Annotated in this window: 25 protein-coding genes and 1 tRNA gene; 12 read left to right on the top strand and 14 right to left on the bottom strand. The window is 62.4% G+C overall.

Going from position 1 to position 25,885, the window contains the following annotated elements:
- Nucleotides 1–47 precede the first annotated feature (47 nt).
- The 4 genes from AS9A_RS17075 to mrf all read right to left on the bottom strand — a co-directional run bounded on the left by AS9A_RS17075 (nt 48) and on the right by mrf (nt 2,479).
- Nucleotides 48–656, bottom strand: a complete 609-nt coding sequence (locus tag AS9A_RS17075; RefSeq protein WP_013808356.1) for a trimeric intracellular cation channel family protein — start codon at nt 654–656, stop codon at nt 48–50.
- Between the two features lie 89 nt (nt 657–745).
- Nucleotides 746–922, bottom strand: a complete 177-nt coding sequence (gene rpmF, locus AS9A_RS17080) for a 50S ribosomal protein L32 (RefSeq protein WP_013808357.1) — start codon at nt 920–922, stop codon at nt 746–748.
- A gap of 13 nt (nt 923–935) precedes the next feature.
- Nucleotides 936–1,211, bottom strand: coding sequence for a type B 50S ribosomal protein L31 (locus tag AS9A_RS17085; protein WP_013808358.1), 276 nt, complete (start codon nt 1,209–1,211; stop codon nt 936–938).
- Nucleotides 1,211–2,479: a ribosome hibernation factor-recruiting GTPase MRF gene (gene mrf, locus AS9A_RS17090; protein ID WP_013808359.1), complete on the bottom strand. Its 1,269-nt coding sequence runs from the start codon at nt 2,477–2,479 to the stop codon at nt 1,211–1,213. Before mrf ends, AS9A_RS17085 begins: the two co-directional genes overlap by 1 nt.
- A 132-nt stretch (nt 2,480–2,611) precedes the next feature.
- Here mrf and rpmB point away from each other — a divergent pair, with 132 nt between their 5' ends.
- From rpmB to AS9A_RS17115, 5 genes are all read left to right on the top strand, one after another.
- Complete coding sequence (gene rpmB / locus AS9A_RS17095; protein WP_041451176.1) at nt 2,612–2,848, top strand: 50S ribosomal protein L28; 237 nt, start codon at nt 2,612–2,614, stop codon at nt 2,846–2,848.
- A 63-nt stretch (nt 2,849–2,911) separates the two neighbouring features.
- On the top strand, nt 2,912–3,076 hold the full coding sequence (gene rpmG / locus AS9A_RS17100; protein ID WP_013808362.1) for a 50S ribosomal protein L33: 165 nt from the start codon (nt 2,912–2,914) through the stop codon (nt 3,074–3,076).
- Between the two features lie 11 nt (nt 3,077–3,087).
- Nucleotides 3,088–3,393 carry a 30S ribosomal protein S14 gene (gene rpsN / locus AS9A_RS17105; RefSeq protein ID WP_013808363.1) on the top strand — a complete coding sequence of 102 codons (306 nt, stop codon included), beginning with the start codon at nt 3,088–3,090 and terminating at the stop codon, nt 3,391–3,393.
- A 28-nt stretch (nt 3,394–3,421) separates the two neighbouring features.
- A complete protein-coding gene (gene rpsR, locus AS9A_RS17110) occupies nt 3,422–3,676 on the top strand; it encodes a 30S ribosomal protein S18 (RefSeq protein ID WP_013808364.1) in 255 nt (84 codons plus the stop codon).
- Between the two features lie 172 nt (nt 3,677–3,848).
- Nucleotides 3,849–4,787 (top strand): AEC family transporter, encoded by a 939-nt coding sequence (locus AS9A_RS17115; protein WP_013808365.1) that lies wholly within the window; start codon nt 3,849–3,851, stop codon nt 4,785–4,787.
- 13 nt (nt 4,788–4,800) lie between these two features.
- On the opposite strand, the gene purH is transcribed toward AS9A_RS17115, so the two are convergent.
- From purH to sucC, 5 genes are all read right to left on the bottom strand, one after another.
- Nucleotides 4,801–6,393 (bottom strand): bifunctional phosphoribosylaminoimidazolecarboxamide formyltransferase/IMP cyclohydrolase, encoded by a 1,593-nt coding sequence (gene purH / locus AS9A_RS17120; protein ID WP_013808366.1) that lies wholly within the window; start codon nt 6,391–6,393, stop codon nt 4,801–4,803.
- Nucleotides 6,390–7,106 carry a phosphoribosylglycinamide formyltransferase gene (purN, locus tag AS9A_RS17125; RefSeq protein ID WP_013808367.1) on the bottom strand — a complete coding sequence of 239 codons (717 nt, stop codon included), beginning with the start codon at nt 7,104–7,106 and terminating at the stop codon, nt 6,390–6,392. Before purN ends, purH begins: the two co-directional genes overlap by 4 nt.
- Nucleotides 7,107–7,168: 62 nt before the next feature.
- Complete coding sequence (locus tag AS9A_RS17130; RefSeq protein WP_013808368.1) at nt 7,169–8,842, bottom strand: cell division protein PerM; 1,674 nt, start codon at nt 8,840–8,842, stop codon at nt 7,169–7,171.
- A 150-nt stretch (nt 8,843–8,992) separates the two neighbouring features.
- Complete coding sequence (gene sucD, locus AS9A_RS17135; protein WP_013808369.1) at nt 8,993–9,868, bottom strand: succinate--CoA ligase subunit alpha; 876 nt, start codon at nt 9,866–9,868, stop codon at nt 8,993–8,995.
- Nucleotides 9,869–9,881: 13 nt separating this feature from the next.
- Nucleotides 9,882–11,051, bottom strand: coding sequence for an ADP-forming succinate--CoA ligase subunit beta (gene sucC / locus AS9A_RS17140; protein WP_013808370.1), 1,170 nt, complete (start codon nt 11,049–11,051; stop codon nt 9,882–9,884).
- A gap of 650 nt (nt 11,052–11,701) precedes the next feature.
- Between sucC and AS9A_RS17145 the strand changes: the two genes are divergently transcribed.
- Nucleotides 11,702–12,442, top strand: coding sequence for a M23 family metallopeptidase (locus AS9A_RS17145; RefSeq protein ID WP_013808371.1), 741 nt, complete (start codon nt 11,702–11,704; stop codon nt 12,440–12,442).
- A gap of 59 nt (nt 12,443–12,501) precedes the next feature.
- Here the strand turns inward: AS9A_RS17145 and pcrA are convergent, their stop codons facing one another.
- The gene (gene pcrA, locus AS9A_RS17150) at nt 12,502–14,955 is read right to left on the bottom strand and encodes a DNA helicase PcrA (protein WP_013808372.1); all 2,454 of its coding nucleotides are present in this window, start codon (nt 14,953–14,955) and stop codon (nt 12,502–12,504) included.
- Between the two features lie 333 nt (nt 14,956–15,288).
- On the opposite strand from pcrA, the gene AS9A_RS17155 reads away from it, so the two are divergent.
- Entirely contained in the window at nt 15,289–15,594 is a 306-nt protein-coding gene (locus tag AS9A_RS17155; protein ID WP_013808373.1) for a chorismate mutase, read from the top strand.
- A gap of 7 nt (nt 15,595–15,601) precedes the next feature.
- Here the strand turns inward: AS9A_RS17155 and AS9A_RS17160 are convergent, their stop codons facing one another.
- A complete protein-coding gene (locus AS9A_RS17160; RefSeq protein ID WP_013808374.1) occupies nt 15,602–17,089 on the bottom strand; it encodes an NAD-dependent succinate-semialdehyde dehydrogenase in 1,488 nt (495 codons plus the stop codon).
- Nucleotides 17,090–17,275: 186 nt separating this feature from the next.
- Between AS9A_RS17160 and pgi the strand changes: the two genes are divergently transcribed.
- Nucleotides 17,276–18,925 (top strand): glucose-6-phosphate isomerase, encoded by a 1,650-nt coding sequence (gene pgi / locus AS9A_RS17165; RefSeq protein ID WP_041452132.1) that lies wholly within the window; start codon nt 17,276–17,278, stop codon nt 18,923–18,925.
- Nucleotides 18,922–20,373, top strand: a complete 1,452-nt coding sequence (locus tag AS9A_RS17170) for a hypothetical protein (protein ID WP_013808376.1) — start codon at nt 18,922–18,924, stop codon at nt 20,371–20,373. Before pgi ends, AS9A_RS17170 begins: the two co-directional genes overlap by 4 nt.
- A 27-nt stretch (nt 20,374–20,400) precedes the next feature.
- Here AS9A_RS17170 and AS9A_RS22860 read toward each other — a convergent pair whose 3' ends face one another.
- From AS9A_RS22860 to AS9A_RS17185, 3 genes are all read right to left on the bottom strand, one after another.
- Nucleotides 20,401–21,822 carry a serine/threonine-protein kinase gene (locus AS9A_RS22860; protein ID WP_013808377.1) on the bottom strand — a complete coding sequence of 474 codons (1,422 nt, stop codon included), beginning with the start codon at nt 21,820–21,822 and terminating at the stop codon, nt 20,401–20,403.
- Between the two features lie 91 nt (nt 21,823–21,913).
- A complete protein-coding gene (cobF, locus tag AS9A_RS17180; protein WP_013808378.1) occupies nt 21,914–22,675 on the bottom strand; it encodes a precorrin-6A synthase (deacetylating) in 762 nt (253 codons plus the stop codon).
- A gap of 52 nt (nt 22,676–22,727) precedes the next feature.
- The gene (locus AS9A_RS17185; protein ID WP_013808379.1) at nt 22,728–23,393 is read right to left on the bottom strand and encodes a TetR/AcrR family transcriptional regulator; all 666 of its coding nucleotides are present in this window, start codon (nt 23,391–23,393) and stop codon (nt 22,728–22,730) included.
- A 200-nt stretch (nt 23,394–23,593) separates the two neighbouring features.
- Between AS9A_RS17185 and AS9A_RS17190 the strand changes: the two genes are divergently transcribed.
- From AS9A_RS17190 to AS9A_RS17200, 3 genes are all read left to right on the top strand, one after another.
- Nucleotides 23,594–23,667, top strand: a tRNA-Arg gene (locus AS9A_RS17190).
- A gap of 174 nt (nt 23,668–23,841) precedes the next feature.
- Nucleotides 23,842–24,873: a cutinase family protein gene (locus AS9A_RS17195; protein ID WP_013808380.1), complete on the top strand. Its 1,032-nt coding sequence runs from the start codon at nt 23,842–23,844 to the stop codon at nt 24,871–24,873.
- Between the two features lie 69 nt (nt 24,874–24,942).
- Nucleotides 24,943–25,884 (top strand): cutinase family protein, encoded by a 942-nt coding sequence (locus AS9A_RS17200; RefSeq protein ID WP_013808381.1) that lies wholly within the window; start codon nt 24,943–24,945, stop codon nt 25,882–25,884.
- Nucleotide 25,885: the final 1 nt, after the last annotated feature.

The following is a 25,885-nucleotide window of genomic DNA, read 5'->3' on the forward strand; positions in this document are numbered from 1 at the left end:
CAACTAAGTAATCATTAAGAACGGTGCGTTGCAGGTTCGGTTTTGCGTCACGAAAGCCGAGGAGCAGTCGGAAGATTCCATCGCCGCCAGAGCGCCAGCAGCCGTAACCCCGCAGCAGTCACACTTCCGACTGCCAGTCCAACTGACTCTGGAATCGCGAGCGCGTCTGCGAGTACGACCGTCGTCGCGCCGAGCAGCGCGGGCACGGCGTAGAGGTCACGCTGCAGCAGTAGCGGCATTTCGTTGACGAGAACATCGCGGAGCAGGCCACCGCCGATCGCAGTGATCATTCCGATGATCGTGGCTGCCAGCGGCCCCGCGCCACTAGCCAGCGCGATACCCGCACCACCGGTCGCGAAGACGCCAACACCGATCGCATCAAGCACGAGAACGCCTGTGCGGATCCGCCGAACCTCGGGATGAAGTACCAGGACCACCAGACACGCGGTGAACGCTGTGGCGAAGTACGGCCAATTCTGGAGGGATGTCGGCGGGGTGATGCCGAGGAGTAGATCGCGGATCATTCCGCCGCCGATTCCAGTGATGACGCCAACAACGCACACACCGAAAATGTCGAGTCGTTTAGAGACTCCGACGAGCGCGCCGGACGCAGCGAAAACAGCGATGCCCGAAAGATCAAGGATGCGGAGTAGCACCCACAAAGCGTACGAAGAAAAACCGATCCGGTAGCAAGGACCGCGCGTAACGCGGCTTTCGCTACCGGATCAGCCGTTAGGGCTCACTGCTACCGCAGTTTGTCTGGGTCGATCAGCCCGCGGCGCACTGCGGTGAGAAGGCGGTGCGGGACACGCAGCGCTTCACCGCCAGCGCGCACCGGCACCAGGTCTACAGCGGTTGCTTTCCACTGTGACCGGCGGCTGCGTGTGCGCGAGCGGGACTTCCGCCGCTTGGGTACTGCCATGATCAGTTTCCTTTCAGTTTCCGCTAGCTTTGCGACCAGGCCGCACGCGGTCGCCGTAGCGCTGGCGGAATTTCTCTACTCGTCCAGCCGTGTCGAGGATACGCTGTGCGCCCGTCCAGAACGGATGCGACTCCGAGGTCACGTCCGCGACGACGACCGGGTACTCGTTCCCGTCCTCCCAAGTGACGGTTCGCTCGCTTGTGGCGGTGGACCGGGTCAGGAACATCGTTCCGGTATTCGCGTCCTGGAAGACAACTGGATGATAGTCGGGATGGATGCCTGATTTCACTAGTGCCCTTCTTTCCTGATGGTGAGGTCAACAGTTTCGGCGCCGGCTAGCTCATCGCACGGATCCTCATGCCACTGGCCGAACGGGTCGTTCCAGGTCGCCCACTCGGCCTCGCCGAGCGCGAGTTCTTCGTCGGTGAGCAGCGCGGACTGCAGCGCTTCGGTGATGCGCTGCGGCTCCGCGTCGTGCACGAGGACTGCCATGGAGCAATCCCGGTCACCGAAACGTGGATCCCACCGCAGCGCGGCGATCGCGTGGCGTTCAGGGTTTTGTTCAGCTTGCTGCTCACGCGTCATCGCGTCGAGCCACAGTCCCGACGCCGCGATCCGCAAGCCTCCGCCAGCGGATTCCATCCACAGCACCTGGTCCGGTTGCGATGCGACCCAGAACCGTCCGCGCGTGCAGATCACACCGTCGAGGAGGGTATCGATCGACTCATGCAGCCGTTCTGGGTGGAACGGGCGCTGTGCCGAGAACTCGACGATCTGGACTCCGCAGTCCGAATCGAGCGGTGGCTCGCCTCTCAGCATCGGTGAATGCGCGTCTGTGATTTCTCCGCGGCGCGAGGGTGCTGGGATGTTCGCGAGCAAGCGCTCCGCGTCGATACTTCCGCCTGCCCCGGTCCATGCGATGGGAGCCCCTGGCGCGAGGCGGGCAAGTACCGCGTTGAGTTTGGCCTGCTCCCAGCCGTCGTTCGCCGCGCCGGATATGACGATCGCGTCCGCGAAATCAGCCTGACCGACAACTACCTGCGCCACTGTCCGGTCATCGTCGTTGCTCGCAACGATGCCGCGCTCGTCCAGGGTGTCGTCGCTCGTTGCGTCGCTGAGCCAGGTCGCCGCGTCGATGCACGTCACGGTCGCATCAACCCGAACGTCCTGCCCTGCGGGCCCATCAACGTGCCCGACCATTCCTGACACCACTACGTGCTCAATTGCCCAACTGAGAGCTTCTGGCTCGAGTACTGGGTCGATCAGGAGCACAATTCTCTCGACCCGGCTTCGCGTATGAAGTCTGCGCAACAAGGGAAGGAGATCTTCGCGCAGCGTGCACGAAACACAGCCGTGCGCAAGTTCGAGGATGGTTGTCTTCTCTCGCGGCGTGATGCCGTTCGTGGTCATCAGCGTGCGCCGCACGACCCCCGTGGAGACCTCGCTGAGGTCATGGTGCACAACGGTGGTGCCCTCACGCTGAAGCGCCTGCGCGACGGCTCGTGAATCTCCCTGCCATCCGCAGACCAGCACGACAGGTGTGCGCTGATCGGTCACGATCGTTCCCCTTTGCAGCTAGCGCCTTGTTAGAACGCTTGTCAGTAACGATTGTCAGAATCCTTTCCAAGAAGGTACCGTGTCACTTCGGCTTTGTCGAAAATGAATGTCACTTACGAGAGGTCTGCTGTCATGTCCGCGCACTGCCAGGTCACTGGACGCAAGCCCAGCTTCGGGAAGTCTGTATCGCACTCCCATGTGCGCACGTCGCGCCGCTGGAATCCGAACATCCAGCGCCGCCGCTACTACCTGCCGAGCGAGGGCCGGCACGTAACCCTCCGGGTGTCCACGAAAGGCATCAAGACCATCGACCGCGACGGAATCGAAGCCGTTGTCAAGGCGATCCGGGCGCGCGGCGAAAAGGTCTAGCACCAGCGACCACACACCTGAGGTCCACAGCACGCCCTCACAAAGAGAAAGAACCGACCGCTGATGGCACGAAATGACGTCCGCCCAATCATCAAACTGAAGTCAACGGCGGGGACCGGGTTCACGTACGTGACGCGAAAGAACCGCCGCAACGATCCTGACCGGCTGGTTCTCAAGAAGTACGACCCGGTAATCCGCAAGCATGTTGACTTCCGTGAAGAACGCTGAGGTACAGTTCTATGGCTAAGAAATCGAAGATCGCTCGCAACGAGCAACGCAAGGCAGTCGTCGAGAAGTACGCGGATCGGCGGCGTGAACTGAAGGACATCATCCGCAATCCTCGGACCACCGACGAGGCGCGGGCGGAGGCCGTCAGCGAACTCCAGCGCCAGCCTCGCAACGCAAGTGCGGTAAGGTTGCGCAATCGGGACGTGGTCGATGGTCGTCCGCGCGCGTACTTCCGTAAGTTCGGACTCTCACGAGTCCGGCTGCGTGAGATGGCACACCGGGGAGAACTGCCCGGCGTCAGCAAGTCGAGCTGGTAAACAACGATCGTTCAGGAACGAAGGGCACATGGCAAAGAGAACAGCCGTCGTCAAGAAGAAGGGCGGCGAGCAGAACCGGAAAACGAAGAAGAACCCGCTGACCACCGCGGGTATTGAGCGCGTTGACTACAAGGACGTCAACCTGCTTCGCACCTTCATTTCCGACCGCGGCAAGATCCGCTCGCGGCGGGTCACCGGCCTGACGCCGCAGCAACAGCGCGAAGTGGCCGTAGCCGTGAAGAACGCCCGTGAGATGGCGCTGCTTCCTTTCTCAAGCCGCTAAACCTGCGCTTCACTGAACCTCCGGCGGATGTGAAACCACCGGGGGTTCAGTTGTGTCTGATGCGCCTTCGCGCCACTCAGACCCGTAGTGTGGCAAAAATCACAGCAAATCTGCGGCCACTCTCCTCGCCCTAGTCTGCTCTCAATGAGATGAGTCGGAGAGGAGGCGACACATGTCCGGTGTAGTCGTCGGGTTCTCGGTCGTCTTCGCGGTCATCATCGTCGGTTACCTGCTGGGGCGCTCCGGCGTCCTAGGCAGCGGCGGAGAGCAGGCCATCAGCAGGCTCGTCTTTCTCGTAGCAACACCCGCGCTGTTGTTCACGACACTCTCCGACGCCGACCTATCCGTAATCCTGTCCCCCACCCTCGCCGTAGGCGCCGGATCCGCGGTACTCGTCGGTCTCAGCTACTTCGCGATTTCCCGATGGTGGTTACGCCGACAAATCCCGGAATGCACAGTCGGCGCGCTCGCATCGTCGTACGTGAACGCTGTCAACCTCGGCCTTCCAATCGCCGTCTACGTTCTGGGCGACGCGGCACTCGTCGCCCCGATATTGCTGTTTCAAGTGCTCGTCCTTGCACCTATCGCGCTGACGGTGCTCGAAGTCAGCACCTCACGGGCAGCAGCAGGCCCAACTCGTTCACTGTTCAAAGTGGTGATCGCGCCGCTGAAGAACCCGATCCTGATTGGGGCAGCCGCGGGGCTCACGATCTCGCTGCTGGATGTCACAATTCCCATGGTGATCCAGCAGCCCATCACACTTGTCGCAGGAATCTCAGTCCCGGGCGCGCTGATCGCGTTCGGGCTGTCGATGCACGGTAAGCGCGCGTTGCAGCGCGGTGTCAGCCCTCGCCGTGATGTCGCTTTGGCCGCTGCGTTCAAGACGATCGTGCAGCCGATCGTGGCCTTTGCCATCGGGAGTTACGTGTTCGGGCTCGAAGGCCACGCGCTGTTCAGCGTGGTCGTGCTGGCCACGCTGCCCACTGCCCAGAACGTGTTCGTTTTTGCGAGCTGGTACATGCGTGGCGTCATATTGGCGCGTGATGCGGCGATCGTGACCACGCTCGCCGCTATCCCGGCTATTGCAGTCGGCACTCTCCTGCTGGCCTGAGACGAATCCGGGATCAGTGAGCGAAGTGGCGCGCACCAGTCAGGTAGAGCGTCACTCCGGCGTCCTTCGCGGCGGCGATCACTTCGTTGTCCCGCACCGAGCCACCCGGCTGGACAACGGCCCGCACCCCGGCGTCAAGAAGTACCTGCAGTCCGTCGGGGAACGGGAAGAACGCGTCGGAAGCCGCAACACTGCCTCTAGCCCTGTCAGCGGCCCTGTTCACCGCGAGACGTGCCGCGTCGACGCGGTTGACCTGTCCCATGCCGACACCAACGGTCGCGCCACCATCAGCGAGCAAGATCGCATTCGATTTCACAGCCCTGCAGGCGCGCCAGGCAAAGACCAGATCACGGAGAGTGTTCTCGTCCGCCGGATCCCCTGTAGCTAAGGTCCAGTTCGTCGGGTTGTCACCACCCGCGTTGAGGACATCCCTGTCCTGCAGCAGCAGCCCGCCCGAGATCGCGCGCATCTCTGCACCTGCACGCACCGGCGCTGCGGAGCGGAGAATCCGGATGTTCTTCTTCCGGGTCAGAACCTCGATGGCACCTTCCTCGTAGGACGGTGCGACGATGACCTCTGTAAAGATCTCCGAAACCTGCTCGGCCATTTCGACCGTGATTTCACGATTAGCAGCTATCACGCCACCGAAAGCACTTACCGGGTCGCAGGCGTGTGCGCGGCGGTGGGCGTCCGCAATCGCCGCGCCCCCATCAAGCCGGGACTCTGCGATCCCGCACGGATTGGCGTGCTTGATTATCGCCACGCATGGGCCTTCATGGTCGTACGCTGCCCGCCACGCGGCGTCGGTGTCGGTGAAGTTGTTGTAGGACATCTCTTTGCCGTGCAACTGCTCGGCCTGCGCAATGCCCTCCGCCTCGCCGGGACGGGTATAGAGCGCAGCCGACTGGTGGGGGTTCTCACCGTATCGCAGCGTGGAGCGCCGCTCCCAGGTCGCGCCCATCCAGCGCGGGAATTGACTGTCCGCCGACGCTGCCGCCCGCACATTCGTCATCCAGCTCGCGACAGCGACGTCATACATCGCGGTGTGCTGAAACGCGTCGGCAGCGAGCTCGATCCGCTCCTGCATCGTGAAACCACCGGCCTCGACAGCGGCAAGGACGCGCTCATACTGGCCCGGATCGACGACGACGCCAACGGAAGGGTGATTCTTCGCGGCGGCACGCACCATCGAAGGACCGCCGATATCGATCTGCTCCACACATTCGTCCTCCGTCGCACCAGAGGCCACCGTTTCGGTAAACGGATAGAGATTCACCACAACGAGCTGAAACGCCTCAACGCCGAGCTCATCGAGTTGCTCGAGGTGCTCGTGTTTCCTCGTGTCCGCGAGAATCCCCGCATGCACGTGCGGATGCAGTGTCTTCACACGTCCGTCAAGCGTCTCTGGGAAGCCAGTCAGCTCCTCGACCGGGGTGACGTCGACCCCAGCCGCAGCAATGCGGCTCGCTGTGGACCCAGTTGACACGATCTCCACGCCTGCAGAGGCGAGGCCACGTGCGAGGTCTTCGAGACCGGACTTGTCGTAAACGCTGATAAGGGCGCGCCGAACAGCAATCCGCTCGGCTGCTGAGTTCGATTCACTCACGGGATTAGGGCCTTCCGTCCATCGATAATCACACCTCTTGTCACTAACGCGGCGACTACCTCAACGAGAAGCCGCCGTTCAACAGCCTTGATTCGCTCGTGCAACGACGATTCGGAATCATCGGTGCCGACAGTCACCGCTTCCTGCGCCAGCACTGGCCCTGTATCCACGCCCTCATCGACGATATGGATAGTCGTACCTGTCACCCGCACGCCATAGCTCAGCGCGTCGCGCACCGCGTGCGCGCCCGGAAACGCAGGAAGAAGCGCGGGGTGACTGTTCACGATCTTGCCCGGAAAAGCCGCCAAGAACTCGGGCCCTAGAATTCTCATGAATCCCGCGGTCACTACGAGATCAGGGCGGTAGCTGTCGACAACGCTGGTAAGAGCGTGATTCCACGCTGCCCGGTCGCTGTAGGAGCGGGGGGTCACACGGACACACTCGATTCCCGCACGCTGGGCGCGTGCCTCTGCTTCACAGTCGCGATCCGTCACCAGCGCAGCGATGCACGCCGGGAAATCGCCAGTTGCGGCATCCGCGAGCGCCTGGAATAACGTCCCCGACCCCGAGGCGAGCACGACGACGCGGGACGGCGTTTCCGGGTCCCGCGAATCGACAGGCGCAGAGTGAGTCGACCTTACGTCAGTGTGGCTATTCAGCGCGGATCTCCTGATTACCGAACGTGCCAGCTCATCCGAGCTCGCTACCGGCACATAGCCTAGCGGCAGCCTATCCGGTGAATTGCTCCGGGCCGGCGCACTCTACTGCCTACCCGCTAGTCGCGCTTGTTACGCTGCCAGATCTTCCACTTGGACTGCTTGCGGTGCTCGCCAGGGCTCTCTCCCTCAGCATCCTGTCCTTCAGGCTCTTCTTGTTCGTGAGCACCCTCGCCGTCGGAGTGAGCGGTCTCCTCTGTGTCGGAAGACTCGGCAGGTTCCACAACCTCAGTTGTCTCCACTTCAGCGGCCTCTTCAGCCGAGCCCCCGGTGTCCTCCGTGTCCTCCTGCTGCTTCTTTACGCCTGGAAGACTCTGCCGGGCGTGCCTGACCTTGCCCGGCAGCGTGCTCACGGCGCCGGGCAGACTCTTCACCGAGATGGGTAAGGATGGGACTCGATTCCGGACGAGTTTCAGGAGGCCGCTCCGCTCGCCGGAAGGCTCGTTGCTGTCCGAGGAGTCCTCTAAGTCGCGTGCCTTCTCAGCCGCAGCCGCTTTCCTGGACTCCTCTTCGGCAAGAGCCTCCGCGATTGCTTGCTCGACGTCCGCACGCCGCTCATGCCGCTCGTGACGGTTCTTTCTCCACACGAGAAGCCCCAGCGCCGCGCCACCGCTGAGGACAAGCCACGCGCAGAGAAACAGCGCGCCGTAGAGCGGCGCAAAGCTGACCGTGCCAAACACTCCGAGTGCCCCGCCCGCAGCGGTCGCCGCGATGAGATACCCGACGCTGACCACTACCGCCGCGGTGCCTCCCACGAAGAAGGTCTCGCGCATACCGTGATCCTGACGGTATGCGCTGCGTGCCAGTGCTACCCCGCCGATTACGGGAACGACCAGCAAGATAGGCCACCAGTCCGCCGCCTCAGTTGTGGGCAGCGCCGCAAGTACGGGGACCCCCGGCGCGGGCGCCGGCAGAACATCGAACAATCCGTAGTGTCCCTCACCGACGGTGATCGACGCTCCGGTGGTCACTCCGATGACACCCACAACAACGTTAGCGAGATACAGCAGGGACACGAGAGTGAGCCCAAGTGGCGCTGCGGCGCCATGATGCTCCTCGAGCATGGCGATGATCTCGTCCAGCGATCCCGCGAGGAGCACCATAGTGACCGCGAGCCCGGTCGCGCCCAGGGCGACGGCCCCGCTCTTTGCGGCCGCTAAGGCACCCCAGCCCCAAACTGGTATGCGCGCCCGCTCCGCGATCGGGCTCCAGAACGGCTTACCTAGCGCAAATACAGCCGCAAGACCGTGTATTACGACCGTCCAGAGGAACGACTGGAGGACATTTGGCGTCGCGACCTTCAGCACGGTCGACGCGTCCTTAACGACAGCGAGCGAAATGATCGTCATGACCAGCGGCACACCCACGACAGCGGCAACAAGTTGCGCCGCATCACGCGGCTCAAGTCCGTCGCGGGCAACCTTCCGGCACTGGCTGTATGACGCGGCGAAGATCGCCGCGGTGACGACGAGCGGCAGCACACCGAGCTTCACGCCGCTGATTGGCAACGTGACTTGATGGATGCCAAGCCACCCAGCACCGACTGCGGCGAACACGCCGGTGAAATCGCCGTCTCCTGTCAGCAGGACAACCAGGACCACGACAACGAGGAGGCCCACAGTGATTCCGGTCGGCATGAATGCCGCCTTCATCAGCGTCCGCGCAGCCTCGGGCGGCACACCTGGCTCCGGTTCGGAGCGCTCCTTCTCAGTACGCACGTGCAGATCAGTCATCGTTATCGAGAGTTACACCTACACCCCTGCGGTTTCGGCAGGCGCGCCGTGACATAGCCCCATGACTGGTCACACAAAACGATGAAACGAAAAAGTGCCGCAGACGGTTGCTCGTCTGCGGCACCTTCTCCAGCGGTTACTGGCGAGAAGTCAGAGCTTCTCCAGGATCTCCCGAGCGATCTCTGCGGTTTCAGAAGGTGTCTTGCCGACGCGTACTCCGGCTGCCTCGAGCGCGTCCTTCTTCGCTTGCGCGGTGCCGGACGAACCCGAGACGATAGCACCAGCGTGACCCATCGTCTTACCCTCAGGTGCGGTGAATCCGGCGACATAACCGACGACCGGCTTGGTGATGTTCGCCTTGATGTACTCGGCTGCCCGCTCCTCCGCGTCACCACCGATCTCACCGATCATGACGATCAGTTCGGTGTCCGGGTCGTCCTGGAACGCCTGGATGCAATCGATGTGAGTCGTACCGATGACTGGGTCGCCACCGATGCCGACGCAAGTGGTGAATCCGAAGTCACGGAGTTCGAACATCATCTGGTAGGTCAGGGTGCCCGACTTGGAAACCAGGCCGATCTTGCCAGCGTTGGTGATGTCGGCCGGGATGATGCCCGCGTTCGACTGCTCTGGGCTGATGACACCGGGGCAGTTCGGCCCGACGATCCTGGTCTTGTTGCCCTGCGAGTTGTTGTAGGCCCAGAACGCGGTGGTGTCGTGCACCGGAATACCCTCGGTGATCACAACAGCGAGCGGGATCTCCGCATCGATTGCCTCGATGACGGCCGCCTTGGTGAAGGCCGGGGGCACGAAAACGACGCTGACGTCGGCCCCTGTCTTCTCCATCGCTTCCTTGACGGAGGCGAACACGGGAATGCCGTCTACATCACTGCCTGCCTTGCGCGGGTTAACGCCGCCGACAATGTTGGTGCCAGCCTTCACCATGCGCCGGGTGTGCTTGGTGCCCTCAGCGCCGGTGATGCCCTGGACGATGACCTTGCTGTCTTTGGTCAGAAAGATTGCCACGATGCGCTCCTTGTCACTTCGCCGCAGCGGCGAGTTCAGCGGCGCGTGCCGCCGCGCCGTCCATGGTGTCTACTTGCTGCACCAATGGGTGCGCGGCTTCGTCGAGGATGCGGCGCCCCTCAACTACGTTGTTGCCGTCCAGACGGACAACGAGCGGCTTGTTCGCATCATCGCCGAGGATCTCGAGCGCGTTCACGATGCCGTTGGCTACCGCATCACACGCCGTGATGCCGCCAAATACGTTGACGAAAACGCTCTTGACGCTCGGATCGTTGAGGATGACATCAAGACCGTTGGCCATGACCTCTGCTGAGGCACCGCCACCGATGTCGAGGAAGTTCGCGGGCTTCACACCGCCGAACTCTTCACCGGCGTACGCGACGACGTCGAGCGTGGACATCACAAGTCCGGCGCCGTTACCGATGATGCCGACCTCACCGTCGAGCTTCACGTAGTTCAGGCCTTTAGCCTTGGCCTTGGCTTCGAGTGGGTCAGCAGCCTCTGCGTCGACGAACTCTTCATGCTCAGGCTGACGGAAGTCTGCGTTGCCATCGAGTGTCACCTTGCCATCGAGTGCAAGAATCTGGTCATCCGGTGTGCGAACCAGAGGGTTGACCTCTACCAGGAGGGTATCTTCCTTGACGAAGACCTCCCAGAGCTTGGCAATTGTTTCCGCTGCCGCGTCCAGGACCTCAGCCGGGAGTTTGCCGCCTTCTGCGATCTTGCGTGCGAACGCAAGGTCGACTCCCTCGTTTGGGTCTACCGCAACCCGCGCGAGAGCGTCGGGCGTTTCAGCCGCGACCTGCTCGATCTCGACGCCGCCTTCTTTGGAACACATCGCGAGGAAGGTCCGGTTGGCGCGGTCGAGGAGGAAGGAAATGTAGTACTCCTCTTTGATGTCGCTCGCTTCAGCGACGAGGAGCCTCTTGACGACGTGTCCTTTGATGTCGAGTCCGAGGATCCCCTCAGCCTTCGCCTTTGCGTCGGCGGGATCCGAGGCGAGCTTGACGCCGCCCGCTTTGCCACGGCCTCCGGTTTTGACCTGAGCCTTCACTACAACTGGCTTGCCGATTTCCGCAGCGATCTGCTCGGCTTCCTCCGCAGTGTCAGCCACTCGCCCCGGAGTGGTGGGGACTCCATGCTTCGCGAAAAGTTCTTTCGCTTGGTATTCGAAGAGATCCATGTGCTCACCGTCTCATCTACTGTGCCGCTCACCCAGGTTGGGGTGAGCCAAGTCGGACCTTAGTCGAGGCGACCTAGCTCACCACAGGGGGTCCGCCAGGACGTGCGCTATGTCACTGTTTGGTCACTTCTAACCTATCGCGGTGGCTGCAACTTGTACGCGGAAGGGCGCAATTACGGTTCATCTGCTGCACGTGCGGCCGGGTTTGGCCGTTTGCGTACTTTGCACTTTAATGTCCAGAATTCGGCCGCCCGCGCGAATATGCCCCGTTACACAAGAGGGGGGCGAAGACCCAACTCGGTTCTCATATCGTGAGATCGTGCAAGCAGGCGTAGTAACCCTGCACACAAGCGAATCTCTGTTTCCCCAGGTCGGATTGTGAGTACGCTCTCACTTCCCTCAATCGGACACCGTTTGCTTGCAGGCGTCGCAACCGTTTCGTTACCTTTCAACCCAGTGAATATCACGACCACGTTACGGCAGGGGCCACCCGACAATCTTTACTGGTCCTAGCCGCGACGCGGATCGTGCGAACCGGAGCGGTGCGCTGGATTGCGCCCGTCCGGAGTCATCAACCTGGATGACACTGCGGCGCGTAGCGGCGTCGCGGCAGAATCGACCCGAGGGTTTCGCACCCCTTTCTGGAATCCATGCTGCGCACCACACCGAACAAACATGCCCAGAAACGTGCCCCGAAGGGCCGGATCGCGCTTGCCGTCGTCACCATCGGCGCTACTTTCGCGGGCGGCCAGGCTGTCCTGATGGCGGACTCGGCGGCACACGCCGACAGCAACATTGCGTTTGCGAGCGCAAACGCGAGCCTCGACAGTCCTGCATTCGCGGCCACGTCCGACTCGAACAGCCCCTCAGGGACCGTCCAGGTCCTGAACGTCACTCGGGCGCTCGACCCCTCTTCTTACGCTCAGCAGCTCGCCACCTCGAAGCGCTTCAGCGATGAGCGCGCTGCCCGCGAAGCAGAGATGCGCCGCCCCGTCGCAGCACTCCCCGTCATCGGTGTCCTGACTTCCACGTTCGGTCAGCGCTGGGGCACGCTGCATGGCGGTATCGATATCGCTGCACCGATCGGTACGCCGATCGTGGCTGTTGCGGACGGCGAAGTCATCGATTCCGGACCTGCTGCAGGTTTTGGGCTCTGGGTCAGGATCCGTCACGACGACGGAACGGTTACCGTCTACGGCCACAACGACACCAATATCGCCCAGGTAGGTGATCGTGTGCACGCCGGTCAGCAGATCGCCACTGTCGGCAACCGCGGCTTCTCCACCGGCCCGCACGTTCACTTCGAGGTGTGGATCGGTGGCGACAACAAGATCGACCCGATCGGGTGGCTGGCCGACCTGGGAATCGACGTATTCGGTGGACGCGGATAGCGCACCACATCGCGACAGTAATGAGGGCTGCGGGGTTATCCCGCGGCCCTCATTACTATTTAGAGCTTTACCATGGGCACGCCGCCGATAAGGAGCAAGGAAACCTTGCCGGTAGCGCCAAAGTCGATCGTCGCGCGCGCGAGGTTGCCGCTGCCTTCGGTCGCAACTACAGTCCCCAGGCCGTACTTGTCGTGACTCACGCGATCTCCCGCTTTCAGAACAAGCGGTGCGCCGCGGCCACGTCCCGTACTCGAACCACGATTGCCATTCCCGAACGGCGAGTCATATCCCCCACTGGGCGCATTCCATCGTGAACCGATCGCACGGCCGGTGCCGAATGATCGTGAGGGCCCGGGGTCTGTCCGCTTCCACTCCAGGAGCTCCGCTGGTATTTCCTGCAGGAAACGCGACTCCGGGTTCGACACGGGCTGTCCCCACGCTGCTCGGGTAACTGCCCGAGAGAGATAGAGGCGCCGCCGCGCACGCGTGATGCCAACATATGCGAGACGCCGTTCTTCAGAAAGCTCATCTGGATCCCCCAGCGCACGCATATGAGGGAACTGACCGTCTTCCCAACCGGTAAGGAAAACGACCGGAAATTCGAGGCCCTTCGCGGTGTGCAGCGTCATGAGGGTGACGACACCAGCATCAGAGTCCGGGACCTGATCCGAATCCGCGACGAGCGCCACACGTTCGAGGAACGCCTCTAGTGAGCCTGGCACAGGGTCACCCTCGGCCGGTTCGTGACCATCAGCGATCAACTGTGCCGCCTCGGCGCTGAACTCGTGGCCGACGCTGACGAGTTCGTTCAGGTTGTCGAGGCGGGAGCCGTCCTGGGGATCGTTACTCGCCTCGAGTTCCTTTCGGTAGCCCGTCATGGACAGGATCCCGTCGATGAGCTTGCCAACATCGAGATCAGCAGGCTCACGTGCAGTGAGCGGCTGCCGCAGCGTGTCAAGCAATTCGACGAAGGAGGCGATACAACGCTGCGCCCTGGTGCCAAGTAGGGGCACTGTTCCTTCTGCGGCATCTCGGAGAGCTTCCGCGAAACTGATCTCGCGCTGTTCCGCGTGCACCGCTACGCAGGCCTCGGCGCGGTCACCGATCCCCCGCCGAGGTGTGTTCAGAATCCGGCGCAGGCTGACGGTGTCGTCAGGGTTGGCGAGTACACGAAGGTACGCGACGATATCGCGTACTTCCTTGCGCTCATAGAAGCGCACGCTCCCCACCACCTTGTACGGGAGCCCGTGGCGGATGAACACTTCTTCAAATGCGCGTGAGCTGTTGTTCGTACGGTAGAAGACCGCGATATCGCTGTATTTGATGTCTCCGGCCACACCGCTGCCGATGCTGCCCGAACCCGTGAGCCGGTCGATCTCGGACGCGACGAACGTTGCTTCGTCGTGCTCGTTGTCAGCGACGTACCCCGTTATCGACTCGCCATCTCCGCTATCCGTCCACAGTCGCTTGGGCCTGCGGCCGGAGTTCTTGGAGATCACCGCATTCGCGGCCGAAAGGATCGTCTGCGTCGACCTGTAGTTCTGTTCCAGCAGGATGGTTCGGGCATCCGGAAAATCCCGCTCGAACTCGACGATGTTGCGGATCGTGGCTCCGCGAAACGCGTAGATCGACTGGTCGGCATCACCCACAACGCACAGTTCTGCGGTTGGAACGCCTTCGGTTTCGTTCACACCCGCTCCCGTGAGTTCCCGCACCAGCACGTATTGCGCGTGGTTCGTGTCCTGGTACTCATCGACAAGAACATGGCGGAAACGCCGATGATAGTAGGCGGCGACCTCATGGAAGTCCTGCAAGATCCGCACGGTCTCACTGATCAAGTCGTCGAAGTCGAGCGCGTTCGCTTCGCGCAGACGCCGCTGGTAGACGCCGTATACCCGAGCAACAGTGCGACTGACCTCGGCCGGGTCGGTATCGGCGTCCCGTGCTGCCTGCGCCGGGCCAATCAGCTCGTTTTTGAGATTGGAAATCTGCGTAGCCAGCATCCGGGGCGTGTACCGCCGGACGTCAATCTCCAGATCCTTGGCGATCATCGCGAGCAGTCGCCGCGAGTCGTCCGCGTCGTAGATCGAGAAGTTCGAGTTGAGCCCCTCAACCAGGCCAGCTTGCGCGCGCAAGATACGGACACATGTGGAGTGGAACGTCGCCACCCACATCGAAGCCGCGCGGGGACCGACGAGTTGTGACACGCGCTCGCGCATCTCAGCCGCGGCCTTGTTAGTGAACGTGATTGCGAGAATCTCGGACGGACGCGCTTGGCGCTCGGCCAGCAAGTACGCAATACGCCGCGTCAGGACCGCTGTCTTCCCGGAGCCCGCCCCGGCGACGATCAGGAGCGGGGAGCCTTCATGTAAGACGGCCTCACGCTGGTGCCGATTGAGCCCGTCCAGCAGGGCTGCCGCGCCCTCAACCGCAGACCTCCGGTCATGATCAATAGAACCTGCAGTAATCAGAACGTCCCTCTTCCACGACCATGGACTGTGCCCCACAAGCATAGGCGCCCAGTCTGACAGTTTCCGCTAGCGTCCGGTCGTGGCAGAGGCTGCCTGGAAGATTGCGTGGGCTCACGGTCATGGCACAATCAATGCATGCTCAAAGCCCGCAGAGACTGCTCACCCCGGCCACCGCTCCGGGTGTATCGGCGGTTTCCGGGCAGGAATCGGCCGGGGCCGGCCGCGGGATGAGCACGTCCTTACGTTCCGCGGTCCGCCCCGGGTCGCGGGACTTTTTCGTGTACAAGGAACATGGCGCTGGAGGGGGGCTCCAGGCCGCGCCTCCCGGCAGTAGCCACTCCACACCGCCGCTCCCCCGCACAGGAGATAAACACAATGAGTACTCACGCTGCTGACAACGGCTCCGCATCCGATGGTGACGACACAACCCCATCCGCTCCGGACATCGATGCGCTCCGTCAGGAAATCGATCGGCTCGATGCGGAAATCCTCGCTGCAGTGCAGCGCCGCACGGAGGTGTCCCGCACCATCGGTCAGTTGCGAATGGCGTCCGGCGGGACCAGGCTCGTGCACAATCGGGAGATGAAAGTCATCGAGCGCTTCAGCTCGCTTGGTCCCGAAGGCCACAACCTGGCGATCCTGCTGCTTCGCCTCGGCCGTGGCCGCCTCGGGCACGACTGACTTCCAGTCAGGGAACAGGAAGCGCCACGTAGCGAGTCTCGACGTACTCGTCGATGCCCTCCACGCCGCCTTCGCGGCCGAAACCGGATGCCTTGACTCCGCCAAATGGAGCCGCGACGTCAGAAATCACACCGCGGTTGATGCCAATCATGCCGGTTTCGACTGATTCCGCGACACGAAGCGCCCGGTCCAGGTCGCGCGTGTAGACGTAGGCGGCGAGCCCGTACTCAGTGTTGTTAGCGAGCCTGATTCCTTCGTCTTCGTCAGTGAATCCAGTGATGGCGACAACAGGGCCGAACACCTCCTCCTGGAGGATGCGCGCCTCAGCGGGAACATCAGTCAGGACGGTCGCTGGATAGAAGTGTCCCGGCCCGTCCGGTGCGACTCCGCCCAGAAGCAGCCTGGCTCCCTTCGCGATCGCATCCTGGACGAGGCCCTGCACAGTAGTGAGCTGATCCGAATTCACCAGTGGTCCTAGCTGCACTCCGGGCTCAATTCCCGCACCCATCGTGACGTCTGACATTCGCGCAACGAGTTTCTCAGTGAATTCGTCGCGCACCGAGTCCGCCACATGGAAGCGATTCGCGGCGGTGCACGCCTCACCTCCGTTGCGGAGTTTCGCGAGCATCGCACCGTCTACGGCAGCATCAATGTCTGCATCGTCAAAGACGACGAACGGCGCGTTCCCGCCCAGCTCCATCGACATCCGCAGCAGATTCGGCGCAGCTTGTTTCACCAGGGCGCGGCCTACCGCCGTGGAGCCGGTAAACGTCAGCTTCCGCAGCCTTGGATCTTCCAGCAGCGGCGTCACCAGATCGGCCGACCGGGATGTCGGGAGGATCGACAAGACCCCCTCCGGAAGCCCTGCTTCCGTCAGAATCTGGCCGAGCAGCAGCATCGTCAGTGGCGTTTCGCCTGCGGGCTTTACGATCATCGTGCACCCTGCCGCGAGCGCTGGACCGATCTTTCGGGTTCCCATCGCCAGCGGAAAGTTCCACGGGGTGATCGCTAGACACGGCCCTACCGGCCGCCGGATAGTAAGGATGCGGCCAGTCCCTGCCGGCGACGGCGTGAAGCGTCCACTGATCCGCGCTGCTTCTTCACTGAACCATCGGAAAAATTCCCCGCCGTACGCGACTTCCGCGTCACTTTCGGGGAGCGCCTTACCCATTTCGAGCGTCATTAGGTGCGCCACGTCAGCCTTGCGGCTGGAAATTGCATCAAATGCGGCTCGCAGGATCTCGGCGCGTTCCCGAGCCGGGGTGCGCGCCCACTTCTCCTGAACGCGAACCGCCTCATCGAGTGCACGCGCACCGTCCGCAGGTCCAGCATCTGAGACCTCGACAAGCACGTCGCCCGTTGCTGGGTTTCGCACCGGAAAGGTCTTGCCCGTCTCAGCCGGTCGCTGCTTGCCACCAACCCAAAGCTGCTTCGGCAACTCCCTGAGCAGGCGCTCTGTTCGTTCCTCGCGTGATTCGTCTTGTTGCGCTGGCATTCTCACAACCTTTCCACACTCGGAGCCCCTAAACCTGCACACGCGACTTTTCACCATGTACGCGACCCGCACGTGCTGGGGTCCCTGACCGCTCAGGCAGGCGTCTTGTACTTCGCCTCTCATCGGAGTTTCACACCGGCTAGTCTCGATAGCTGTTGGTTTGAACGAACGCCACAAGCGGGAGCAATAGTGAACAACATTTCAGCGTCTGCCGAATGGCAGGCATTGGCTACTCATGTAAAAACTCTTCAAGAAACAAATCTCCGCGCCCTGTTTGACGACGATCCTGGGCGCGGATCCGCCCTGACGATGCACGCCGGAGATCTTTACATCGACTTCAGCAAGCATCTCGTCGTACCCAAGACGATCTCACTGCTCGCCGATCTTGCCCGTGCCGCTGGAGTGCCGGAGCAGCGCGACGCGATGATGCGCGGTGCGCACATCAACACCACCGAGGACCGGGCGGTCCTCCACACCGCGTTGCGTGCGTCGAGGACCTCAGCGTTGTCGGTGGACGGCCAGAACATCATTCGGGACGTTCACGGCACGCTAGATCAAATGGGCACCTTTACGGATGCTGTGCGCAGCGGGGAGTTCCGTGGCGCGACGGGTGAGCGCATCACAACGGTGGTGAACATCGGTATCGGTGGCTCCGATCTTGGCCCCGCGATGGTATGCGGCGCGCTGCGCTCGTACGCCGATGCGGGCATCACCGCCCATTTTGTATCGAACGTCGACCCCGCGGACCTGATCGCCACTCTCGATGGACTCGATGCCGAGTCGACTCTGTTCATCGTCGCGTCCAAAACGTTCACCACGCTCGAGACGCTCAGCAATGCGCGCGCCGCACGCACTTGGCTTCTCAACAAACTCGGAACCGATGAATCCGCTGTTGCGAAACATTTCGTCGCGGTGTCCACGAATGCCGAACGCGTAGCTGAGTTCGGCATCAACACGGACAACATGTTCGGCTTCTGGGACTGGGTGGGCGGCCGGTACTCCGTGGACTCCGCGATTGGTCTCAGTGTGATGCTGACAATTGGCAAGGAACAGTTCGCCGAGTTCCTCGCTGGTTTCCGTATTGTCGACGACCATTTCCGGCAAGCCCCGCTCGAGCAGAACGCCCCCGTTTTGCTCGGGATGCTCGGTGTCCTTTACACCAACTTCTTCGGCGCTGAGTCCCGCGCGGTGCTTCCCTACTCGAACGATCTGGCTCGCTTCCCCGCCTATCTGCAGCAACTGACGATGGAATCGAACGGAAAGTCGGTCCGGCTCGATGGCGAACCGGTGACAACACAGACCGGCGAAATCTTCTGGGGCGAACCCGGGACGAACGGTCAGCACGCCTTCTATCAGTTGCTGCATCAGGGCACTCGACTGATTCCGTGCGACTTCATCGGGTTTGCGGAGCCGAACGATGACATTGACAGCGGCGACGGTACCGGCATGCATGACCTCCTGATGTCTAATTTCTTCGCGCAGACGCAGGTGCTCGCATTCGGCAAGAATGCCGACGAAATCGCCGCCGAGGGCACCCCCTCCCATCTTGTGCCGCACAAGGTAATGCCCGGGAACCGGCCCAGCACAACAATCCTTGCCCGTAACCTGACCCCCTCGTCTGTCGGGCAGCTCATCGCACTCTACGAGCACCAGGTCCTCGTGCAGGGCACCGTCTGGGGTATCAATCCGTTCGACCAGTGGGGTGTGGAGCTCGGCAAAACCCAGGCGAAGCAACTACTGCCCGCTGTCACCGGTGAGGATCCCTCCGCGGGCGCCGCGGATTCGTCTACCGACGGACTTCTCAAGCAGTACAGGCGGTGGCGCGGGCGGGCATGAGCGATCAAGATTCTGTCGACTACCTCAGCATTGTCGACGCTTACTTCGTCCGTATGCATCGCGGCCACGGGGTGCCGGTCGCGATGCAGGGGTTGTGGATGCTCGACGAAGTTGTCGATGACGACCTTCTCACCGAGGTCCATCGCCGTCTTTCCGTCGGGCCACTGAACCGTAGAGTCATTCGGCCTCGAATCCACGGCGGACGGCACTACTGGGTGCGAGGCGCCAGCATCCCACCCGTGTTTTACACGCCCGAGCCCGTTGCCCGCGAAGACATCGTCACGTGGGCGGACGAGCGCGCTCAGGTGCGGCTGAATCCGGAACACGGAATCGGCTGGGAGCTGGGTGTGGCCCGTCTCGAAGACGGAGGCACGGTCATGTCACTCGTCTGCTCCCACGCGCTGACCGATGCCCAGGGGATGATCTCAGCCGTCAACGAAGCCGTGGGGAACCAGCCAGTCACCCAGCGCCCGATGCGCACCAAACGTCACAGCATCTGGCACGAATTCCTGCAAGCGCTGCGGCAGTACTGGGCCGTGCTGCTCGGCTCGTTTATCGCCTTCTACACGATCTTCATCAAGGGATCCAACCGTGACGAGATCGTCCGCTACTTGCGCAAGAATCGTGTGGATGTGCTTCGCCGCAAACGCGCGGCGACACTTGCCCGGACGGGGAAGCTGGACCAGTCGTGGCGCGAACCGGGAACCCTGATCGACATCGAAGCCAGTGACTGGGACGCCATCGCGGCGAAGTCCGGCGGCACACCTAACAGCCTCCTGATTGGTATCGCCGCAAACCTGCTCTTCAGTAGCGGCGCCCGTGGTGCACACGAATCGATCACCATTGGCGTCCCGGTGGACCTCAGTGAGGTCAGCGAGGTTCCAGAAGCCGCACTCCGGAAAAACGATCTCACCCTTGCACCTATTACTTTGCGCCCGCGCGGTACCCGATACGGTGAGCTTTTCCTCATCCGTGACAAGTGCCGGGAAAAGTTTCAGGCCGCGGTGACAGAGGGGTTCCCGCAAGACGCACGTCCCGCAGGCATGCCAACGGAAATTCTGGACATCGTTCCCGACCGGATCTCCGCGCGGCTCGTCCGCACTACTGGCACTGCAGATGCGGTCGCGACGTACATTGGGCAGCTGCCGCAAACGATGGCGCACCTCGGTCCGTACGCGATAGAGTCCGCCGCTGCGCGTGCCGTACACCCGGGAATCACCGCGATAGAGGCGCTCGAATCACCGTTCAGCCTCGACTTGTGTCTTCTTCGCAACGGCAACCGGTACACCTTGTCAGTCCTCGGAGTGAACCCCCTACGGTTCCCTGACCCTCAGACACTGCGCAACCTGGTGATCCGAGAACTGGAGAAATGGGGGCTTGTCCCGCAAAGCTGGGATAGCGATCAACCCGGCCTCGGCCTGCCCGGCGGGCCCTCTTCCCTGTTCTGACGGATCAGTCGATGGCCTGGCGTGCTCTTACCTGGGCCCGCGGCCATTGCCGTTGCCCTGGCCATTGCTCTGGCCTGGCGGGCCTCCGTCGCCCAGTCCGGGCGGACTACCACCGTTGCCCTGCCCGGGGTTTGCGGGCGCAGGGACAGGCTCCTCAGCGGCAGGCTGCGGTTGAGGGGGTTGATCGGCGGCTGGGGGAACGATTGCTGCCGGTGCGGGCTCAACAGACGTGGCCGGAACTGCGGAACCAGCGGGGACAAGCGAATCGGCAGGTGACGTCGGCACCAAATTGAGCTCGGAGCCGGACTGGACCTTGGGCACGGTGTGCGCGGCCTTCGGGCCCGTGTCTGCTACCGGCGCGGGGGCGTCTTCGGTGCCGTTGAGAAGGGTCACGGATGCTGCGACGCCCGCCAGAAGCACCGTCGCCGCGGCCGCCACCCCCCAGCTTCCACGCAGGCTTCGCGATGCGGTCGTGCGATCCGCACCGGGGATGAGTGTCGGTACCGTATTGGCGGCGGTGGTCGCCGTCGCGCTAGCAGCCACGCCAGCAATCGGGGCGGCTGCGGTCGTGGCACGGCTACGGCTGATCATGTCTAATTCACGTGCAACATCGGCGGCACATGGACGATGAGCGGGGTCACGCGTCGTCATCGCGCTGAGCAGGCTCTCCCAGCCCGCACCAAAGCGGCTGGGCACCGGTGGATCGCTTCGCAGCCGCGCGACCGCAGCGGGGATCGCGTCGCCGGGAAACGCCATTTCACCAGTGAGGCACTCGATGAGGACCAGGCCCAGCGAATAGATGTCGGACGGGGAACTGACAGGCTCACCCATAGCCTGTTCCGGACTGAGGTAATGGGCGGTTCCCACTGCCGACCCGTGGGCGGTCAGCGGGTCACTCCCGACGAGTCGCGCGATTCCGAAATCGGTGAGCTTCGTCGAATATCGGCCTTGGCCCCGGGGCGGACCGAACAGGATATTTCCGGGTTTGACGTCGCGGTGGATCACCCCGCAGGCATGCACGTAGGCGAGCGTGGCGGCAAGCTCACTTCCCACGAAGGCAGTTTCCAGCGTCGATAGGCCGTGCGTGTCGATGTGCTGACGGAGTGTGGGGCCGGACACCAGTTCCATCACGAGAAACGGGACAGGCAGATCGTCAGGCTGCGTCGCAACCCCGGCGTCGAACAGGGTGACCAGACCGGGGTCGCTTAATGCCGCCAGCGTGCGCATTTCGGCATCAATGCGTAGCCTGTCTGCTTCCGGGTCCTCCCCGGAGGAGCGGAAGACCTTGACGGCGACGGGTCGGCCGAGGAGTTCGTCGGTGGCACGGTATACGTCCGCCGCCCCGCCGCGTCCGAGAACTCGCTCCAGCCGGTAGCGCTCAGCGAGCAGCCCTCCGATCCGGTCCGAGCCTTTCAGAGAGGCGTTCGGCGCCTCGGCTGGGTTGACCATGCCCTCGTCCTTGCCTCCGACTTCCCTGTCGATTTTTGCTGCCAGTCAGTATCTGACCGCTGGGGCTCGATCGCATTCCGGACCCGCCCGATCAATCCTTGCGCCGCCGCAAAAGGTACGTGTCCATGACCCAGCCGGCACGCTCTTTCAGCTCTGCACGCTGCACCTCGATCTCATGCTCGACGCTGCGCAGGCTACCCGCAATCAGAACTTCATCCGGGGTGCCCACGTTGCCGCCCCAGTAAACATCAACGTCGTCTCCGGGAACCTGGGTGAAGGTGCAGCTTCCGTCAAGCATGATAATCGCGTTGTCCACACCCGCGGGCAGACCCTCAGCAAGGTGCCGCCCAGTGGTGATGTGAATTGACTCCCCTATCCGATTCATCGGTATGCGATGCTTCGCAGTGAGCGCCTGGATACTGGTGATCCCGGGAATGACCTCATACTCGAACTCGACCGATTTCGCGGCAAGCATCAGATCGAAGATGCGCAGCGTGCTGTCGTAGAGCGCAGGATCACCCCAAACGAGGAAAGCACCGACGCCTTCGTCCCCAAGCTCGCGATTGATCGCCTCCGAGAAAACCCCCGCGCGCCGATGATGCCAATCGGTGACCGCGGACTCGTACGCTGCGGCGGCACGATCGCGGGGCGGATCGGGGATCTCCACGACGCGATAGTCCTTGTCGCGGACATGGTCGGCAAGCATCTGCCGCCGGATATCAACAAGTTCAGATTTTGTCGCGCCCTTGTCAACGAGGAAGAAGACATCAGTCCGATTCATCGCCTTGATGGCCTGAAGTGTGAGCTGTTCAGGATCCCCCGCGCCAATCCCGATCACATAAAGCGTCCGCATAGCGTCTACCGTGCCACAGCCGACTCACCGCACGGAACGAAGCTCGCTCGGCTCACACCCTCGCGCTTGCCCGAACCACCTCAGTTTTTTCAGCGTGGCCCAGTGTCGGAAGTTCAAGCAGTTCAGTGACAAAGTCGCGCAGCTTCTCGGGGCTCTCCGTGTCGACCACGCCGGGCGTCGTGATCAAGGAAGTGACCACTCGGTAAAGCCACTCGGCGACCGGGACGAGTGCAGTCTCATCCGGCTCCTGAGCGTCCGGTGTCCGTTTGTAGTAGGGCGACATGTACTGCGCTACGCGCTCTATCAAGCCGCCCCCACGAGAGGAGAGCAGCTGCATTACCACTTGGGGGTCTTCCTTCAACGACTTCTGAAGGAGCTCGTGCTGGCGCGCATAGCTCACAATGAAGACGACGCTTTCAACAAGCCTGGCCTTTGCATGGTGTGTGCCTTCTAGCACCGGTCGCAGATGCGCAAGGAAACGATTGACCTCCCGCTCGAACAGCGCTTCGATGATCGCCGTCTGATCGCCGAAGTACTTGTACACGGTGGGCCGCGACAATCCGGCTCGCTGCGCGATCGCGGCGTGCACCCGTGAGCGGAAGCCCGACTGCATCAGGCATTCTTCTGCCGCATCCAGGATGCGGGCACAGATCTCGTTCCGGCGAAGGATCTCTACTGTTGGCCGTGCCGCCACGACGCGCTGAGCTTCTTTTCTCACACCAGTCCCTGATACGTCCCCGGTTGACAATTCCCTGTGGAATGTCCACGAGTGTAAACCGTTCGCGTGCGTTTACAACAGCACAATTTCGACAAGGTTCGTTGTCATATTCGGCATCGATGCTCCTCGGGCCGGTGAGCGAACCGGCTGAAGACACGGTAGACTCACTGCCGCCCGACCGATGGTGCGGGCACAGACCGGCCCTCGTAGCTCAGTCGGATAGAGCGACTCCCTCCTAAGGAGTAGGCCACAGGTTCGATTCCTGTCGGGGGCACAGACACGAAATCGGAAGGACGGCTTTCGCCGCGCCGCTAACCCGTTTCGGCCCATCTGTTCACCAAGACGAACGTGACACGTCCTCCATTTGAAGCGCTGACCTGCAGAGAACTACGGAACACGCGCTGTCAAGGTTCCGCTTTGCGAAATTCTTCGCAACAATGGAGGACAAATGAGTGACGATAGCCACTGCCGCAACCATCACCCGCTCCTTCGCCAGCGGCTGAACAAAGCGATGACTGCGGGGATGATGATGGCGCTCGTCGCACTTCCCACGGCGGCGGCTAACCCGCCCAGTGACCCGGACACGATCCCCGAGCATGCCGAGGTAGTGGAACGTACGGCGCAACCGCTCGGCGCTGACTGCGAACCTCTGTACGTGCTGGCGACACGCGGTTCAAATGAGCCACCTCAGGATGGCGCCGTGATTTACGAGGACCCCGTGTACCCCGCCGACGTGGAGACCAGTGGCATGGGGCCGCTTCTGAACGACTTCTACGACACGCTCACCCAGGAGCTTACCGCTCGCGGTGAAACCGAACCCGCAGGCTTCGGCGTCGCGTACCCGGCCGTTCGCGTCGGTGAGGGATGGTTCCGCTACCCGACCCACTATCGCGATTCGGTAGCCGAAGGTGCTGAGAACCTCCGCCAATCGTTGCGGGAGATCAACACCCTCTGCACGGACGCGGGCACCGAGGTTGTGCTGGCGGGTGTTTCGCAAGGAGCGGACGTGATCAATCAGGTTCTCAGCGACGAAGTGAGCAACGGTTCTGATTATCTTCGCAACGTCACGACTGTCGTACTGTTCGGTGACCCCAGCCGGTCGAGTGATCAGTCTGCGGTCCACGTCGGTGCAACGCGCGGTGAAGGCTTCTTCCGCATGTTACCCATGGTCGGCGAGATGCAGGACGAATGGATGCGGGCCCACCCCGGCGCAGTGATCTCCCTGTGTATACCGGGTGACAACGTGTGCGATCCGCTCGAACATCCACAGGACTCCAGCAACGCACTTGGGCTCATCGGTGTGTCTCCCTTCGCGCGGCATGAGAGCTACCACGACAGCGACATCGAGCTGGAATGCGGCAACGCCTCTGCCAGCGGAGACAACTGGCTCACAGCGAAAGAGTGCGCGGTCCAGATGGTCACGGACCGTGTAGGCAGCGAATCGTCAGTACCGCAGAGCGCCCTCGCGCAGACACGCTGAGCGGAGCCTGCGAAGGTCGACGCCCGCGCTCAGCGCGCGATATTGCGCCGCTCGTCCTAAAGTGAGCGAGTGATCTTCGCTGAGGCAGTTCGCCGGGCATGTGTTGTCGCTGCCGTTCCATGTGCCGTCGCTGGCCTGTCGATTCTTGGGGTGCCCGCTGCCCATGCGGACCCCGCCGCCACTGAAAGCCTCGGCAGCCGTTGTGAAGCCAGTTACTTCCTGGCACTGCGTGGATCTAACGAACCGCCCCAGGACGGCGTTGTTCACGAACCACCCGTCTACCCGGCGAGCGTGGCGACGGGCGGCATGGGACCGCTGCTCAGTGCCTTCTTTACGGCGTTGCAGCAGCAAACCGGTGAGCGTTCACTGCCAGCCCCGGCCGGCTACGGCATCGTGTACCCAGCAGTCCAGGTGGGCGATGGCGGGCTCTCTTACTTTTCGAACTATGTGAGATCTGCCAGGGTCGGCGCGGAGAATTTGCGGCGCGCGCTACAGCAGATCAACACGGCGTGTGCCGACAGCGAAACCCAGGTCGTCATTGCGGGCAACTCGCAGGGAGCTGACGCCATCAACCTCGCCATCGGCAATGAGGCCACCTCAGCAGGTAAGGACTTCCGCAACGTTTCGGTCATCACCTATTTCGGGGACCCGAGCCGCTCTGATCAACAGCAGTTGCGTGCGGTAGGCGCCCAGCGGGGGGAGGGTGTGTTCCGGATTCTGCCCTTGTTCCCGGCTGGACAGGACCAGTGGATGCGCGCGAATCCAGACGTGACCATCTCCTACTGCATTCCCGGCGACAATGTCTGCGATCCAGCGGAGCATCCGGAGGATCTGGGCAATGCGCGTGGCACGCTCGGTGTCACGCCCCTCGACCGTCACCTGAGTTACGCGGATCCCGCAGTCCGTTTGCGCTGCAACAGTCCAGGTCTGCCGGACGATACCTGGATGAATGCGAAAGACTGCGCGGCGCACATGGTCGCTGACAGGCTCCGCACGCGGGCAAGCGGCTAGG

Origin of the sequence: Hoyosella subflava DQS3-9A1 (assembly GCF_000214175.1) — a bacterium.
In the GTDB taxonomy this organism is placed as follows: Bacteria; Actinomycetota; Actinomycetes; order Mycobacteriales; family Mycobacteriaceae; genus Hoyosella; species Hoyosella subflava.